This is a genomic window from Streptomyces sp. NPDC048718 (genome assembly GCF_043198875.1).
In the GTDB taxonomy this organism is placed as follows: Bacteria; Actinomycetota; Actinomycetes; order Streptomycetales; family Streptomycetaceae; genus Streptomyces.
On sequence record NZ_JBICVG010000001.1, the window covers coordinates 112,690 to 125,577 of the forward strand.

At 72.5% G+C, this 12,888-nt stretch carries 15 protein-coding genes; 9 read left to right on the forward strand and 6 right to left on the reverse strand.

Features of this window, described 5'->3' with window-relative positions; all coding sequences use genetic code 11:
- Window positions 1–283: 283 nt before the first annotated feature.
- Entirely contained in the window at window positions 284–754 is a 471-nt protein-coding gene (locus ACGFRB_RS00545; RefSeq protein WP_393237116.1) for a hypothetical protein, read from the forward strand.
- A 97-nt stretch (window positions 755–851) separates the two neighbouring features.
- On the opposite strand, the gene ACGFRB_RS00550 is transcribed toward ACGFRB_RS00545, so the two are convergent.
- Window positions 852–2,414 carry an FG-GAP and VCBS repeat-containing protein gene (locus ACGFRB_RS00550; protein WP_393237119.1) on the reverse strand — a complete coding sequence of 521 codons (1,563 nt, stop codon included), beginning with the start codon at window positions 2,412–2,414 and terminating at the stop codon, window positions 852–854.
- 230 nt (window positions 2,415–2,644) lie between these two features.
- Complete coding sequence (locus ACGFRB_RS00555; protein ID WP_393237122.1) at window positions 2,645–4,117, reverse strand: FG-GAP and VCBS repeat-containing protein; 1,473 nt, start codon at window positions 4,115–4,117, stop codon at window positions 2,645–2,647.
- 302 nt (window positions 4,118–4,419) lie between these two features.
- Here ACGFRB_RS00555 and ACGFRB_RS00560 point away from each other — a divergent pair, with 302 nt between their 5' ends.
- Both ACGFRB_RS00560 and ACGFRB_RS00565 read left to right on the forward strand, forming a co-directional pair.
- A complete protein-coding gene (locus ACGFRB_RS00560) occupies window positions 4,420–4,626 on the forward strand; it encodes a hypothetical protein (protein WP_393237125.1) in 207 nt (68 codons plus the stop codon).
- A gap of 47 nt (window positions 4,627–4,673) precedes the next feature.
- Complete coding sequence (locus ACGFRB_RS00565) at window positions 4,674–4,937, forward strand: hypothetical protein (RefSeq protein WP_393237128.1); 264 nt, start codon at window positions 4,674–4,676, stop codon at window positions 4,935–4,937.
- 37 nt (window positions 4,938–4,974) lie between these two features.
- On the opposite strand, the gene ACGFRB_RS00570 is transcribed toward ACGFRB_RS00565, so the two are convergent.
- Window positions 4,975–6,372: an NAD(P)/FAD-dependent oxidoreductase gene (locus ACGFRB_RS00570; protein ID WP_393237131.1), complete on the reverse strand. Its 1,398-nt coding sequence runs from the start codon at window positions 6,370–6,372 to the stop codon at window positions 4,975–4,977.
- 274 nt (window positions 6,373–6,646) lie between these two features.
- Here ACGFRB_RS00570 and ACGFRB_RS00575 point away from each other — a divergent pair, with 274 nt between their 5' ends.
- A complete protein-coding gene (locus tag ACGFRB_RS00575; protein ID WP_393237134.1) occupies window positions 6,647–7,591 on the forward strand; it encodes an aminoglycoside phosphotransferase family protein in 945 nt (314 codons plus the stop codon).
- 19 nt (window positions 7,592–7,610) lie between these two features.
- Window positions 7,611–8,111 carry a GNAT family N-acetyltransferase gene (locus tag ACGFRB_RS00580; RefSeq protein WP_393237137.1) on the forward strand — a complete coding sequence of 167 codons (501 nt, stop codon included), beginning with the start codon at window positions 7,611–7,613 and terminating at the stop codon, window positions 8,109–8,111.
- A gap of 126 nt (window positions 8,112–8,237) precedes the next feature.
- Here ACGFRB_RS00580 and ACGFRB_RS00585 read toward each other — a convergent pair whose 3' ends face one another.
- Window positions 8,238–8,432 carry a hypothetical protein gene (locus ACGFRB_RS00585; RefSeq protein ID WP_393237140.1) on the reverse strand — a complete coding sequence of 65 codons (195 nt, stop codon included), beginning with the start codon at window positions 8,430–8,432 and terminating at the stop codon, window positions 8,238–8,240.
- Between ACGFRB_RS00585 and ACGFRB_RS00590 the strand changes: the two genes are divergently transcribed.
- The 3 genes from ACGFRB_RS00590 to ACGFRB_RS00600 all read left to right on the forward strand — a co-directional run bounded on the left by ACGFRB_RS00590 (window position 8,431) and on the right by ACGFRB_RS00600 (window position 9,980).
- Window positions 8,431–8,796: an SDR family NAD(P)-dependent oxidoreductase gene (locus tag ACGFRB_RS00590; protein ID WP_393237143.1), complete on the forward strand. Its 366-nt coding sequence runs from the start codon at window positions 8,431–8,433 to the stop codon at window positions 8,794–8,796. The genes ACGFRB_RS00585 and ACGFRB_RS00590 overlap by 2 nt on opposite strands.
- Window positions 8,797–8,906: 110 nt before the next feature.
- On the forward strand, window positions 8,907–9,635 hold the full coding sequence (locus ACGFRB_RS00595; protein WP_393237146.1) for a DUF6193 family natural product biosynthesis protein: 729 nt from the start codon (window positions 8,907–8,909) through the stop codon (window positions 9,633–9,635).
- A gap of 9 nt (window positions 9,636–9,644) precedes the next feature.
- Window positions 9,645–9,980, forward strand: coding sequence for a hypothetical protein (locus ACGFRB_RS00600; protein WP_361232006.1), 336 nt, complete (start codon window positions 9,645–9,647; stop codon window positions 9,978–9,980).
- A gap of 77 nt (window positions 9,981–10,057) precedes the next feature.
- Here ACGFRB_RS00600 and ACGFRB_RS00605 read toward each other — a convergent pair whose 3' ends face one another.
- Window positions 10,058–11,254, reverse strand: a complete 1,197-nt coding sequence (locus ACGFRB_RS00605; RefSeq protein ID WP_393237150.1) for an FAD-dependent oxidoreductase — start codon at window positions 11,252–11,254, stop codon at window positions 10,058–10,060.
- Between the two features lie 152 nt (window positions 11,255–11,406).
- On the opposite strand from ACGFRB_RS00605, the gene ACGFRB_RS00610 reads away from it, so the two are divergent.
- Window positions 11,407–12,117, forward strand: coding sequence for a pentapeptide repeat-containing protein (locus ACGFRB_RS00610; RefSeq protein WP_393238161.1), 711 nt, complete (start codon window positions 11,407–11,409; stop codon window positions 12,115–12,117).
- A 28-nt stretch (window positions 12,118–12,145) separates the two neighbouring features.
- Here ACGFRB_RS00610 and ACGFRB_RS00615 read toward each other — a convergent pair whose 3' ends face one another.
- On the reverse strand, window positions 12,146–12,646 hold the full coding sequence (locus ACGFRB_RS00615; protein WP_363002024.1) for a hypothetical protein: 501 nt from the start codon (window positions 12,644–12,646) through the stop codon (window positions 12,146–12,148).
- Window positions 12,647–12,888 lie beyond the last annotated feature (242 nt).

Sequence of the window (12,888 nt, forward strand, 5' to 3'; positions counted from 1 at the left end):
GCGGGGTATGCGTCGCGATCGCCATGGCCGCAACCATAGAACACCCGTGTCCGCCGCGATTTTCGCGTGCTGAAGACGCGCTTTCTCCTTGGCGCGATGGCGCCGGTGGCAAGAAACCTACTTTCACCCGGACTTCCGGGCCGGGAGGACTTTCCGGGCCTGGGGCCCGGTCCTGGGGCCCGGTGGTTACGCTTTCGTGTCCACGGCATCGTGTGCCGTGACCCGCGTGACCCGCGTGACCCGCCGCCGGGCAGTGCTCCGGGCAAGGAGAGTGAGCCGGAACGTGAACGCCATCCTGGAGCCGGCCCTCGTCATGGGTCTCGTACTGCTTCCGGCTCTCCTGGTGGTGAGCCTCTGGAAGACCGCGCGAGGAGTGCGCACCCGCGGCTGGGCGCGGCCGGGATGGTGGGTCTTCCCGGCGACCTTGCTCGTTGTCCTGGGCTGCGGCGCGTGGTTCAGCGGGATCACAGCCGGCGGCCTGGACATCCGGGAGACCTGCGCGGAGCACGGTGCCGTCTACGACGACGCCTACCGTGCGGAGCACTGGCGTGAGCCCGGGCGCTGGTTTCCCCTGCACAACCGGTGCAACGCGGACGCCGACATGGTCCCCTCCTTCGTCAATCCCACTCTTGTCACGGTGGCGTTGCTGCTCCTGGTCTGCGCGGCCGGAGCGGTGAAGGCGTCGGTCAACAGACGCCGGCGGGAGAGTGTGGGCGGCAAGGCAGGTGCTGTCAGCGGGACTTCGACGCTGTAGGCCGCCGACGCCGAGTTGCCGGGGCGCCCGCGGCCGTGGGGGCCGAGGTGGAGTCGGGGACCGGTCGAGGTCCTGGGGCCCGGCTGCCGGAATCGGCTCAGCCGGCGAACGCGGCGCCGATGTTGTCGTAAGGGAGCTTCAGCGAAGGCACGTTGTAGACCTTGGAGCCGGTGCCGGTGATGCCGGACGGGGATCCCTTGAGCAGGTGGATCATGCCGAACGTCTTCCCCACCTCGTCGCGGGTCTGCACCATCAGGTCGGCGCGCCCGTCGCGGGTGTAGTCGGCCATCCGGAGTTCCCTGCCGAAGTAGTCGTTGCGCTCGATGACTCCGAGGATGCCGGGCTTGTTCTGGTCGTACACCCGGGCGCCGGCCCCGGTCAGTCCCCCAGCGCGGCCGTACAGGACGGTGACCATGCCGGCGTTACGGCCCGAGGGCCCCAGGTTCTCCCCGGGGGCGGCTACCGCCAGGTCCGCGTAGCCGTCGCCGTTCACATCGCCCGCCGCGAGGGCCATGCCGAAGTAGTCGCCGTCCTCGGGGTCCCCCGGCACGCCCGGCGTGTCCTGGGTGAACCTCGCCATGGGGCGAGCGGTGTCCGGGCCGGCCGGACCGCCGTACTGCACGATGACGTAGCCACGCCCCTTGTCCACCGGCTCGGTGCCTCGGCCGATGGCCAGGTCGCCGTGGCCGTCCTTGTCGAAGTCGCCGAGTGCGAGGGCGAATGCCTGGCTGGATCCCATGGTGGTGATGGTGGGGTCCGGGACACGGAAGGTGGCGGCCCGGGTGGCGAAGCCGGCACCGCCGCGGTGGAAGTAGACGCGCTCGTCCTCGTCGCCTTCGCCGACGCTCCAGCCGAGGATGTAGAGGTCGGTGGCGCGGTCGCCGTCGACGCGTCCGGCGATCAGCCCGTCGACGCGCACGGGGCGAGGGAAGTTCTTGCCGAGGAACTCGTGTCCGGCGGTCTTGCCGGTCCGCGTGAAGGGGCCTTTGAGGAGGACCAGGACGCCGGCTTTGGAGTCGCTGCGGGCCACCAGGTCCTGGTCGCCGTCACCGTCGAAGTCGCCTGCCGTGACGAGGCTGCCGAACGAGTCGCCCCAGTTCTTGTCCTTGCCTTCGAGGGGCACGGGGGAGTGGAACACGGTGCCGTAGCCGAGGCCGCGCGGTCCGCCCCAGACGACGGTGAGCCCGCCTCGGTCGCTGACCGTGCCGACCTTCTCGTGCGGGGTCGCCACCACCAGGTCGGCGTACCCGTCGCGGTCGAGGTCCGCGCTGGTGGCGGCCTGGCCGAAGCCTTCGAACTGCTCAGTGATACCAGGGATGTTGGGGAGGTCCTGGTAGATGGTCTGTACGCGGGTGCCGGGGCCGCTCGCCGTTCCGTAGACGACGTCGACCCGGTGGTCCTGCTGGTACGTCCCGTGGAGCAGGACGAGGTCGCGGTGACCGTCGCCGTTGAAGTCGTCGGACAGCCTGGCGGGGGCCGCGGACGCGGACAGAGGCGCGGAGGCGGAGGCGGACAGGGACGCGGATTCGGACGCGGGCAGGGGCGGTGGCGGGGGCGAGGCCGCCGAAGAGGCCGCGACCGACGGCTGGGCGGCCGCGAAAAGGCCTGCGGCCAGCGCCGCCAGGACGGCCGTCACGACGGCGGGGCGAGTGGGGCGCAAGGGATGCTCCAAGGAGTCAAGGCGCTTGAGGGCAAGCTGAGTTGGCGGGTTTGACTCATGTCCACGCCCGATGGTTGTACGGGTGGGGGAGCGGGTGAACGGGGTCGGGCGCGGGGGCCGATGCGCGGGCCACCTGACCTCTTGCGCCGGGCCGGGCCGGCTCACGGCGAAGGCCCCCGACCGGTCGTGGTCGGGGGCCTTCGCCGTTTTGGCGGGTGGTGTCCGTCGGGTCAGCGGGCGAACCAGCCGCCGAAGGTGTTGTACGAGAGCTTCAGCGAGCTCGCGGTGTAGTCCTTCGAGCCGGTACCGGTGATGCCGGAGGCCGACCCCTTGAGCAGGTGGACCATGCCGAGCTTGTTCCCGACCCAGTCGTCGGTCCCGACCATCAGGTCGGCGCGTCCGTCGCGGTTGTAGTCGGCCATCCGGAGTTCGTTGCCGAAGTTGTCGTCACGCTCGACGTTTCCGCCGATGCCGGGCTTGTTCTGGTCGTACGCCTTCGAGCCGGTGCCGGACAGTCCTCCGGCGCGGCCGAGCAGGACGGTGACCGCGCCGGCGTCGCGCGAGGACCCCAGGTCCTCGCCGGGGGCACCGACGGCCAGGTCCGCGTAGCCGTCGCCGTTCACGTCGCCCGCCGCGAGGGAGTAGCCGAAGAGGTCGCCGTCCTCGGACGTCCCCGGCACGCCCGCCGTGTCCTGGGAGAGCTTCACCGGCTTGCGGGTGGTGTTCGGGCCGGTGGCACCGCCGTACTGCACGACGACGTAGCCGCTTTCCTTGCCGAACGGTTCGGCGCTGCGGCCGACGGCCAGGTCGCCGTAGCCGTCCTTGTCGAAGTCGCCGAGCGCGATGCCGAAGGGCCCGCGGCTGAGCTGCCCGTCCGTGGGGTCGGAGTCCGGGAGCCGCACCGACGAGGCCAGGGTGGCGAAGCCGCTTCCGCCGCGGTGGAAGTAGGCCTGCACTTCACTGTCGGATCGGGTGAGGTCCTGGCCGAGGATGTACAGGTCGGTGGCGCTGTCGGCGGTGACCCGCCCGGCCACCAGCCTGTCGACCTGGAGAAGGCCGTAGTTCCCGCCGAGCAGCGCGTGTCCGGAGGTCTTGCCGGCCCGGGTGAACGGGCCTTTGAGCAGCACGACGCCACCGCTCCGGCTCTCGCTGACGGCCGCCAGGTCCTGGTCGCCGTCGCCGTCGAAGTCGCCTGCCAAGACCTCCCGGCCGAAGGCGTCGCCCTGCTTCTGGTCCGTGTCCGCGACGGGCACGGGGGAATGGAACACGGTGCCGGAGCCGAGGCCGCCGGAACCGCCCCAGACGACGGTGAGCCCGCCGCGTCGGGTGGCGGTGCCGACCGCCTCGCCCGGGGACGCCAGGATCAGATCGGCGTACCCGTCGCGGTCGAGATCCGCGCTGGTGGCGGACTGACCGAAGAAGTCCCCCTCCTCGGTGGTGCCGGGGATGGCGGCCTGGCTCTGGTGGATCGTCTGTACCCGGGCGCCGGGGCCGTTCGCGGTTCCGTAGACGACGTCGACCCGGTAGTCCTTCTGGTACGTGCCGCCGAGCAGGACGAGGTCGCGGTAGCCGTCGCCGTTGAAGTCGTCGGACAGCTTGGCGGGGGCCGGGGCCGCGGCCGCCGGCTGGGCGGTCGCGAGGGGGCCCGCGGCCACCGCCGCGAGGACGGCCGCCACGGCGGTGGCGGTGCGAGTGGGGCGCAAGACGTACTCCAGGAAGTCGTGACACGGAGGGGGAGGCCGTGCCGGTCGCCCCGTGTGACTCGTATGTACGCCCAATGGTTGTACACCCAGTGGTTGTACGGCCGGCCGGCCGATCAGTCGGTCCGGGCTTATGTCGCGCCGTATATGCGGAGTACTGGATTCCGTTTGCGATGCACCCGAATGGGGGCATTCTGGGATGAGGGGTCGGCCAGGCGACAGGAGCGTGTGTCATGCCTTCGGACGTCTATCGGGTAGCGAGTGGTGCGCTCTTCATGGCGGATGGCGCCGACAATTGGTGGAGCGTGAGATGGCCCAATGACCAGAGCGCGGGGTTCTGGGTGCGCCCGTGCATCAGTCAGAATCCGCTGAGCGACGCGACCGCGGCTCTGTACTACACGGAAGAGGCCATCTCCTGGGACAACAGCCAGGGGATACCGCAGACGCGCTGGGTCCGCATTCGCGCGTTCCACGCCTCCAGCTTCGACATCTGTTTGATCACCGTGACGTGACGCGGAGCGGAGGCGGGTGATGAGGCGAGACGAGGAGGAGTGATCGTATGCGTGTGTATGCGGCGTACGACGCGGACGGGCGCATCATGGCCCTGTCCGAGATCGTCGAGGACGGCGAGCGTGTCACGTGTGTGCCGCTGCCTCCGGGCGTGGGTCCCGGGGACGAGCGGCGTGAGGGAGCGGGCGGGGCGGGAGTGGTCGAACTCGTGGTCCCTGACGGATTCGAGAAGCGGCCGCTCAGGGAGCTGGCGGAGGCGTTCCGGGTGGACGCCGGGTCCGGCTCCGGTGAGGCGCGGTTCACGGCGAGGTGACGCGCCCCGCCGGAGCGGGGAGAGGCCCGTGCCCGGCTCAGCGCCCCGAGAGCCGGTTCGCCACGGTCGCGATACGGTCCGTCGCGGCCGTACGGGAGGCGGCCTCGCGCCGGTCGGCCGCGCGGAAGGCCGCGTACATGGTCTGCACCCCGAGCCAGCGCAACGGCTCCGGCTCCCACTTGCGGACGCGGTGGTTCACCCAGGGCAGGGCGGTCAGTTCGGTGGGGCCGGCCTGGCCCGAGTCCTGCTGGATGAGGTCGCGCAGGGTGCGGGCGGCGAGGTTGGTGGTGGCGACACCGGAGCCGACGTACCCGCCCGCCCAGCCCAGACCGGTGGACCGGTCCAGGGTGACGGTGGCGCACCAGTCGCGCGGCACGCCGAGGACACCGGACCAGGCGTGCGCGATGCCGACGCCCGCGAGCTGCGGGAAGAAGCGGACCAGGATCTCGCGCAGCGCGTCGACGGTCTGCGGCTGGGTGCGGCCGTCGTTGTCGGTGCGCGAGCCGTAGCGGTACGGGACGCCCCGGCCGCCGAGCGCGATCCGGCCGTCGGCGGTGCGCTGGGCGTACATGTAGGCGTGGGCCATGTCGCCGAGGGTCTCCAGGCCGTCCCAGCCGATCGACTCCCACTGGGCGTCGGTGAGGGGCTCGGTGGCGATCATGGACGAGTTCATGGGGAGCCAGGTGCGCCGCTGGCCGCTCAGGGAGGCCGTGAAGCCCTCGGTGCAGCGCAGGACGTACGGCGCGCGGACGGTCCCGTACGGGGTGACGGCGTGCTTCGGGCGGATCTCGGTGACGGGGGTCGACTCGTGGATCGTGACGCCGAGCGCCTCGACGGCGTCGGCGAGGCCCTTGACCAGCTTGACCGGGTGCAGCCGGGCGCCGTGCGGGGTCCAGGTGGAGCCGACGGCCCCGGTGACGCGGACCCGTTCGGCGGTCTCGCGGGCGCCGTACAGCTCGCGGTCCTTCTCGCCGAAGGCGACCTCGGCGGCGTGGAACTCCTTGAGGCGGCCGAGTTGAGCGGGGGAGAGGGCGACTTCGAGGACGCCGCCGCGGTGGAGGTCGGCGTCGATGCCTTCGGCGGCGCACACGTCGACGACCTCGGTGACGGTGTCGTTCATGGCCTGCTGGAGGCGGACGGCGGCGTCGTGGCCGTGCAGCCGGGCGTAGCGGTCGCGGCCCGCGATGCCGTTGTAGAGCCAGCCGCCGTTGCGGCCGGAGGCGCCGTAGCCGCAGAAGGAGGCTTCGAGGACGGTGATGTCGAGGAAGGGGGCGGCCTTCTTGAGGTAGTAGGCCGTCCACAGCCCGGTGTAGCCGCCGCCGACGACGCAGACGTCGGCGGTCGTGTCGCCGGGCAGCGGCTCGCGGGGCGCGGGGGCGCCCTCCTGCGCGTACCAGAACGATATGCCGCCGTTGACCGTGCTGCTCGTGCTCATGTCCCATCCCTCTTCCGGGTGCGTGGGCGGGAGGTTACCGGTGGCCCGGGGCCTGTGGATACGGCTGATTCGAGGGGAGCTTTGGGTGGTCTCCAGGGGAGCCTTCGGGCTGCGGATTTCGTTGTTCCCGGTGGGTGTGGGCCGGGCTGTTTCATCGGCTGGGTGAGGAAGGGGAGTTGACAGGATGGGTGCGTCGGAGGAGGGGCCCGTAAGGGGTCCGGTCGGAGATTCGCGCGGGGGAGCGGGTGGGGGAGGAAGGGAAAGCGGAGAGCCGGTGGGTGGTGCGGCGGGTGGCCCGGCGGGCCGTCCGGTCGTGATTCCGGCGGCGCTGGTGGCGTCCCAGGAGAAGTGCAACGGCGCGGCGGGGCGGGCGTTCGTCGCCTCGCTGCCGGGTCTGGCGGCGGAGTTCACCGAGCGGTGGGGACTGCGGGTGACGGGGCCCTCGATGCACGGGGTCGCGTCGCTGGTGCTGCCGGTGGCCGTACGGGCGGACGGGACCCCGGCGGCGCTCAAGTTCCAGCTGCTCGACGAGGAGAGCGAGGGCGAGGCGTCCGCCCTGCGCGCGTGGGGCGGGAACGGGGCGGTGCGACTGCTGGCATATGACGGAACGACCGGCACCATGCTGCTGGAACGGGCCGACGAGAACCGTCACTTGTCCTCGCACCCGGACGCGCGCGAGGCGGTACGGATCCTGGCGGACGTCCTCGCCCGGCTGGTCGCAGTGCCCGCCCCGGCCGGCCTGCGCCGCCTCGGCGACATCGCGCCCCGCATGCTCGCCCGCACCCCGGCGGCCGTCGCCGCCCTGGCGGATCCGGCCGACGCCGCGCTGCTCCGGGACTGCGCGGCGGCGGTACGGGAAGTCGCGGGCGAACCGGGCGACCGGCTGCTCCACTGGGATCTGCACGCCGACAACATCCTGGCGTCCGCGCGCGAACCCTGGCTGGCCATCGACCCCAAGCCGCTGGCCGGCGACCCGGGCTTCGAACTGCTGCCGGCGCTGACGAGCCCCTGGGGCCCGGGCCCCCTGTCGGATCCGGTCGAGACCCGGTGGCGCTTCGACCTGCTGACCGAACGGCTCGGCCTGGACCGGGCGAGGGCGCGCGCCTGGACGCTCGGCCGGGTGCTCCAGAACGGTCTGTGGAGCGTCGAGGACGGCGCCGTCGCGCTCGACCCGGCACAGGTGTCCATTGCGCGGAACCTGCTGGCCAGGGCGGGGTGAGCGGGTGCAGGCTGGGCCCATGATCCGTACCGCCACACCTGCCGACATCCCCGTCGTCCACGAGATGATCCGCGATCTCGCCGAGTACGAGAAGGCTTTGCACGAGGTCCGTGCCACGCCCGAGCACCTGCGCGAGGCGCTCTTCGGCGAACACCCGGCCGCCTTCGCGCACATCGCCGAGACCGACACGGGCGAGGTCGCCGGCTTCGCGCTGTGGTTCCTCAACTTCTCGACGTGGCGCGGGGTTCACGGCATCTACCTGGAGGACCTGTACGTCCGCCCCGAGCTGCGGGGCGGCGGGCACGGCAAGGCGCTGCTCGCGGAGCTGGCGCGGATCTGCGTGGAGCGCGGCTACGAGCGCCTGGAGTGGTCCGTCCTGAACTGGAACGCGCCGTCGATCGCCTTCTACGAGTCCCTGGACGCCGGGGCGCAGGACGAGTGGACGGTGTACCGGCTGACGGACGACGCGCTGAAGCGGCTGGGGACGGGCGCGGGTTCGGGCTCGGGCTCGGGCGCGTGATCGGCTGATCGTGGTGGAGGTCGGGGGCCCGCCCCCGGCCGCCGGTAGTCCAAAGGAGTTCGTTCGCAGGTCTGTGAACGAGCTCCTTTCGCATGTCCGGGGTGTGCCTGGTGCGCCGGGTACGGGCTACCGCCCCCGTGCCGGGCGGTCGGCGCGTACCGAACGGAAGCCGGGGTGCGCACCCGGGGTGAGCCCCTGCCGCGCGGTCAGCCGGCCGGGCAGGGTGGTCAACTGCCCGTGTTCGTCGGGGGAGAGACCCTCGCACACCTGCTGCTCGTGCGCCGCTCCCGCCCTCACCGTCCGGGCCTTCCTGCCGGGCATGGTCGAACGGGGCCGGGGCTCGGTCGTCACGATGTCCTCGGCCGCCGGGCGCCGGCCCAGCCAGGCCAACCTCGCCTACGGTGTCGCCAACGCCGGAGTGGTGATGCTGACCCGCCATCTGGCCACCGAGGTCGGCCCGTACGGCGTCCGCGTCAACTGCGTCGCGCCCTCGGCGATCCTGACCGAGACGACGGAGGCCCGGATGCCCGCCGCCGTACGGGACAAGGCCGCCGCCCTGCATCCGCTGAGCCGCATGGGCACGCCGGACGACATCGCCGGCACCGCCCTGTTCCTCGCCTCCGACGCGGCCTCCTGGCTCACCGGCCTCACGGTCGACGTCGCCGGCGGGCGCGTCACCAACTGAGGTCGGCGGGAGGCGGGGTGGTCCGCCCGTGCGGGGCGGGACCCCCTGCCCCCGGTCGTGGGTCGCGACTCCCATGTCCACGGCGGGGGAGCCGCGGGCACACTCCTTTCATGACCGAACGCACCGATCCCGCCCTGCTGTACCCCGACATCGCCGCGCACGGCAGTCTCGGAGCGGCGCTCCGGGCCGCCGCGGAGGCGGAAGGTTTCTCCCTGCGCGAGACGGGCGAAGCGTCGCTTCTCCGCGCCTCGTTCGGGAGCGTCGTACCCCACCGGGGGAGCCTGGCCGTCAGCGGCTGGGCCATCGAGCGCAGATGGTCCATTCGCGGTGAGGAATCGGTCCAGGACCTGGCCCTTGTCGAGGGCAGAAGCCGGGACCTGGCGCAGGTCGCGCGGGTCGTGCGGGCCTGGCGGGACGGGGTGGAGCTGGACGGTGTGTGCCGGGCGGCACCGTTCGTGGAGCCGACGGGGCGTTTCGAGGTGCCCGACGGTGATCCCGTGCTCCTGGCCGAGTCCGAGTGGCGGCACCTGAGGTTCGAGGCGGCGAGCAAGCCGACGAGTCCCCGCTATCGGGAGCTGATCGAAGCGGCATATGCCGAACCGGTGTTGCGGGGGCTCTACCCGTTCACCAGCCACGGGACGCTGCGTTTCTCGTCCACCACCCGGCCGAGGCTGTCCCTCGTGGGGCCGTGTCTGAGCGCGTACAGCGGTGGTCGGTTCATGCTCATGGCGGTGTACATGGGCAGCTCCCTCGCCGAGACGGACACGGCCGCGGAAGCCGTGGCGGCTGCCGTTCGGCATATGCCTCCCGGCATCGGGCCGGTGACCTCCGGGGTGTAGGAAGAGAGCATGGACAAGGACATTCAGCAGCGGTTCGAGCGCATCACCGCATTCATCGAGGCGCGGCTCACGCCGCTGTTCGACCCCGAGAACGGCAGCGACCACGGGTTCGGGATGGACGACACCTCGCGCTCGCTGCGCGCGCTGCGGTACACCGTGCAGGCCGCGTCGGCGGTGAACGGGCTGCTGGAGAAGCGGGACTCGGCGCCGGAACTGCGGCAGGTCGTGGACCAGGCGCTGGAGCACAACTGGGACGTGCTGCGCTCCATCGCCCGGATGTGGGAGGACCACCCCGACTTCCTGAAGGAGTTCAAGGGCCACTCCTGGGACGTCCTGGGGATCTGATCCCCCCGGCCCTCCGGCCTCCCGGCAACGGCGCCCGTTGCCGGGGGCCGGAAGCCCGGGGTCTCGGGGGGCAGGGATCAAGCCGCCCGATGACGCGCGTACGCGGGCAGGCGCGTGCGCAGCGCCAGGGACACCGCCTCCACCGCGCTGGTGAAGGACACCTCCGCGAGTACGCCCGGGGCCGCGACCTGGTCGCCCACCAGGTACACGCCGTCGCCCCGGTCGATCGCGGGCCGGTCGCGCCAGGTGGTGCCGGGGCGGTCGACCGCCCCCGTACGGCCGGAGGAGACCGCCTCGCGCCGCCATACCGCGCGCTCGCGCCAGCCGGGGAAGCCCAGGTCGAGAAGGCGTTCGGCGTGGGCGACGCCGTCGGCCCTGCCCTCGTCGGGGCCGATCGGCAACTGGGCCTGGATCAGCTGCTCGCCGGCGGGGGCGAGGGTCGGGTCCTGGGTGGTGAAGCGTTCCAGCCAGCCCGGCGCGTCGAGGTCGGAGATCGCGAACGGATCCCCCTTACGGGTCCGCAGCGCCAGGTCGAACAGGACGGTGCGGCCCGACTCCCAGGTCAGGGCCGGGTCCCCGAGCAGCCGGGCGGCGGCGGGCAGGGCGGTGGCCACGATCACGGGCCCGGTGCCGGGCCCGGTGGGCAGGGCGTCGACCCGGGCCGAGGTCTCGATCCGTACCCCCAGCTCCCGGGCCCGGGCCGCCATGCGGTCGACGAGCCGCCCCCAGCCGCCCTGGACGAAGTGCGCCTCCGCCGGGACCGACGAGCCCCGGTACAGCCGTTCCTGCACGAAGCGCGCCGACAGCGCCCCGGGGTCGTGGTGGTAGACCGCGACTGCGCTGTACGCGGCGGCCGCCTCGGCCGCCGTCGGCCCGGCGAGCCCGGTCGCCCAGGTACGGAAGTCGACGTCGACCGGGGCCGCCTCCGCCTTGCGGAAACTCTGGCGGAGGAAGCCGAACGGCGGCACGCGCCGAAGCGCACCCCGGTGGTGGAAGCGGAGTCTGGCCGCGTCGGGGGCGCGCAGCGGCGCGAGCGGGCCGAGCAGTCCGCGCTGCTTCAGCCAGGTCCAGTGCGGGCCGCCGCTGTAGATCGCGTGCGGGCCCTCGTTGGTGAGATACGGGCCCTCGGCGGTGCGGGCCCGGCCGCCGAGGGCGCGATGGGCCTCGTACAGGACGACGTCGGCGCCCGCCTCCGCGGCGGTGACGGCCGCCGTGAGTCCGGCGAATCCGCCGCCGACGATGGTGATGTTCCGGACGCTCCGGCTGTTCGGCATGTCTCCGGCTCTCTGTTCCTGGTGTGGCCTGGTGTGGCCTGGTGTGGCCTGGCGTGAGGTGTCATGCGAGGGACGGGTCACGGGGCCGGGTCCGTGACATCGCGGGCCGGTGATTGTCAGTGGCGTACGTCACGATGGAGAGCGTGAGATACATGGACGGTGGGGACGGCGGGGATGGCAGGCGCGGGGTCGGCACGCGGGGCGTGAAGCCGAAGCCGGTGGCGGCGGCGCGGCTGCCGGAGGTCCGGCTGCCCCCGCTCGCCCCGCACGGCGGGCCCCTGGAGCCGGACGGGGACTACGACGGTGTGGAGCTCACGGGCGCCGACCTGACCGGGCAGGACGGCGCGGGCGCCCGTTTCCTGGACAGCGCGCTGCGCGGCTGTGTGCTCGACGGCGCCCGGCTGACGGCGGCGCGTTTCCTCGACTCGGTGCTGGACGGGGTGCGGGGCGTGGGCACCGACCTGGCGGGGGCGCAGTTGCGCGATGTGGAGGTCGTGGAGGCGCGCCTCGGCGGTGCGCAGCTGCACGGGGCGGTTCTGGAACGGGTGTGGATCCGGGGCGGGAAGGCGGACTTCCCGAATCTGCGGGCGGCGCGGCTGAAGGACGTGGTCTTCGACGGCTGCGTGCTGAACGAGCCGGACTTCGCGCGCGCCACCCTCGAACGCGTCGAGTTCCGGGACTGTGTGCTGATCGGCGCGGACTTCAGTGGGGTGCGGATGAAGGACGTCGATCTGCGGACGGTACGGCGCCTGGAGATCGCCCGCGGTGTGGACGCGCTGGCCGGTGCGGTGATCTCGCCGTCTCAACTGCTCGATCTGGCACCGGTGTTCGCCGCGCACTTGGGGCTGCGTGTGGCCGACTAGGCCCCCGGGGGAGGGGCGGAGGGCCGGGTCAGGACACGCGGGGGAAGCGGGCCTGGAGGTCCCAGATCGCGGGGTTGCCGGCGAGGTCCTCGTGCATGTCGGTGAGGTCGGCGATCAGGTCGTGCAGGAAGTCGCGGGCCTCGCGGCGCAGCGCCGCGTGGCTGAAGGTGAGGGGCGGCTGGTCGCCGGGCATCCAGTCGGCCTCGACGTCCACCCAGCCGAAACGGCGCTCGAACAGCATGCGGTCGGAGGACTCGGTGAAGTCGAGTTCGGCGTACTGCGGCTGGGCCGCGCGGCTGCCGCGCGGGTCGCGGTCGAGCCGCTCGACGATGTCGCACAGCGCCCAGGCGAAGTCGAGCACCGGCACCCATCCCCAGGCTGTGGATACTTCCTCGTCCTTGTCGGTGTCCGCGAGGTACACATCACCGCAGAACAGGTCGTGGCGCAGCGCGTGGACGTCCGCCGTGCGGTAGTCCGTCTGCGGAGGGTCGGGGAAGCGGCGGGAGAGCGAGTAGCCGATGTCGAGCACGCCTCGATGGTGTCACGTCCGGAGGGCGGTACGGCGCGGGGGCGGCGCGCGGAAGTACGTGGGCGTGGGGGCCGGGGCCTGGGCGGGCGTCCGGGTCCGGGGGTGGGGCCGGGTCGGGGCGGGCGGGCGTACGCGCGGGGCGGGGCGCCCGGCTCCCTCGTACGCCCTGCCTCCCGTACGTCCGCCCCGCCCGCGTGCGGTCCTCACGCGCCCGCCCCCTTTGCCCTGTGCGGGCTTTCGCG

What these genes read in the sequence shown, in the direction of transcription:
- ACGFRB_RS00605 (WP_393237150.1), bottom strand. Translation starts at nt 11,254, where the DNA reads ATGCCGAACAGCCGGAGCGTCCGGAACATCACCATCGTCGGCGGCGGA.
- ACGFRB_RS00585 (WP_393237140.1), bottom strand. Translation starts at nt 8,432, where the DNA reads ATGCCCGGCAGGAAGGCCCGGACGGTGAGGGCGGGAGCGGCGCACGAG.
- ACGFRB_RS00595 (WP_393237146.1), top strand. Translation starts at nt 8,907, where the DNA reads ATGACCGAACGCACCGATCCCGCCCTGCTGTACCCCGACATCGCCGCG.
- ACGFRB_RS00600 (WP_361232006.1), top strand. Translation starts at nt 9,645, where the DNA reads ATGGACAAGGACATTCAGCAGCGGTTCGAGCGCATCACCGCATTCATC.
- ACGFRB_RS00570 (WP_393237131.1), bottom strand. Translation starts at nt 6,372, where the DNA reads ATGAGCACGAGCAGCACGGTCAACGGCGGCATATCGTTCTGGTACGCG.
- ACGFRB_RS00590 (WP_393237143.1), top strand. Translation starts at nt 8,431, where the DNA reads ATGGTCGAACGGGGCCGGGGCTCGGTCGTCACGATGTCCTCGGCCGCC.
- ACGFRB_RS00610 (WP_393238161.1), top strand. Translation starts at nt 11,407, where the DNA reads ATGGACGGTGGGGACGGCGGGGATGGCAGGCGCGGGGTCGGCACGCGG.
- ACGFRB_RS00565 (WP_393237128.1), top strand. Translation starts at nt 4,674, where the DNA reads ATGCGTGTGTATGCGGCGTACGACGCGGACGGGCGCATCATGGCCCTG.
- ACGFRB_RS00580 (WP_393237137.1), top strand. Translation starts at nt 7,611, where the DNA reads ATGATCCGTACCGCCACACCTGCCGACATCCCCGTCGTCCACGAGATG.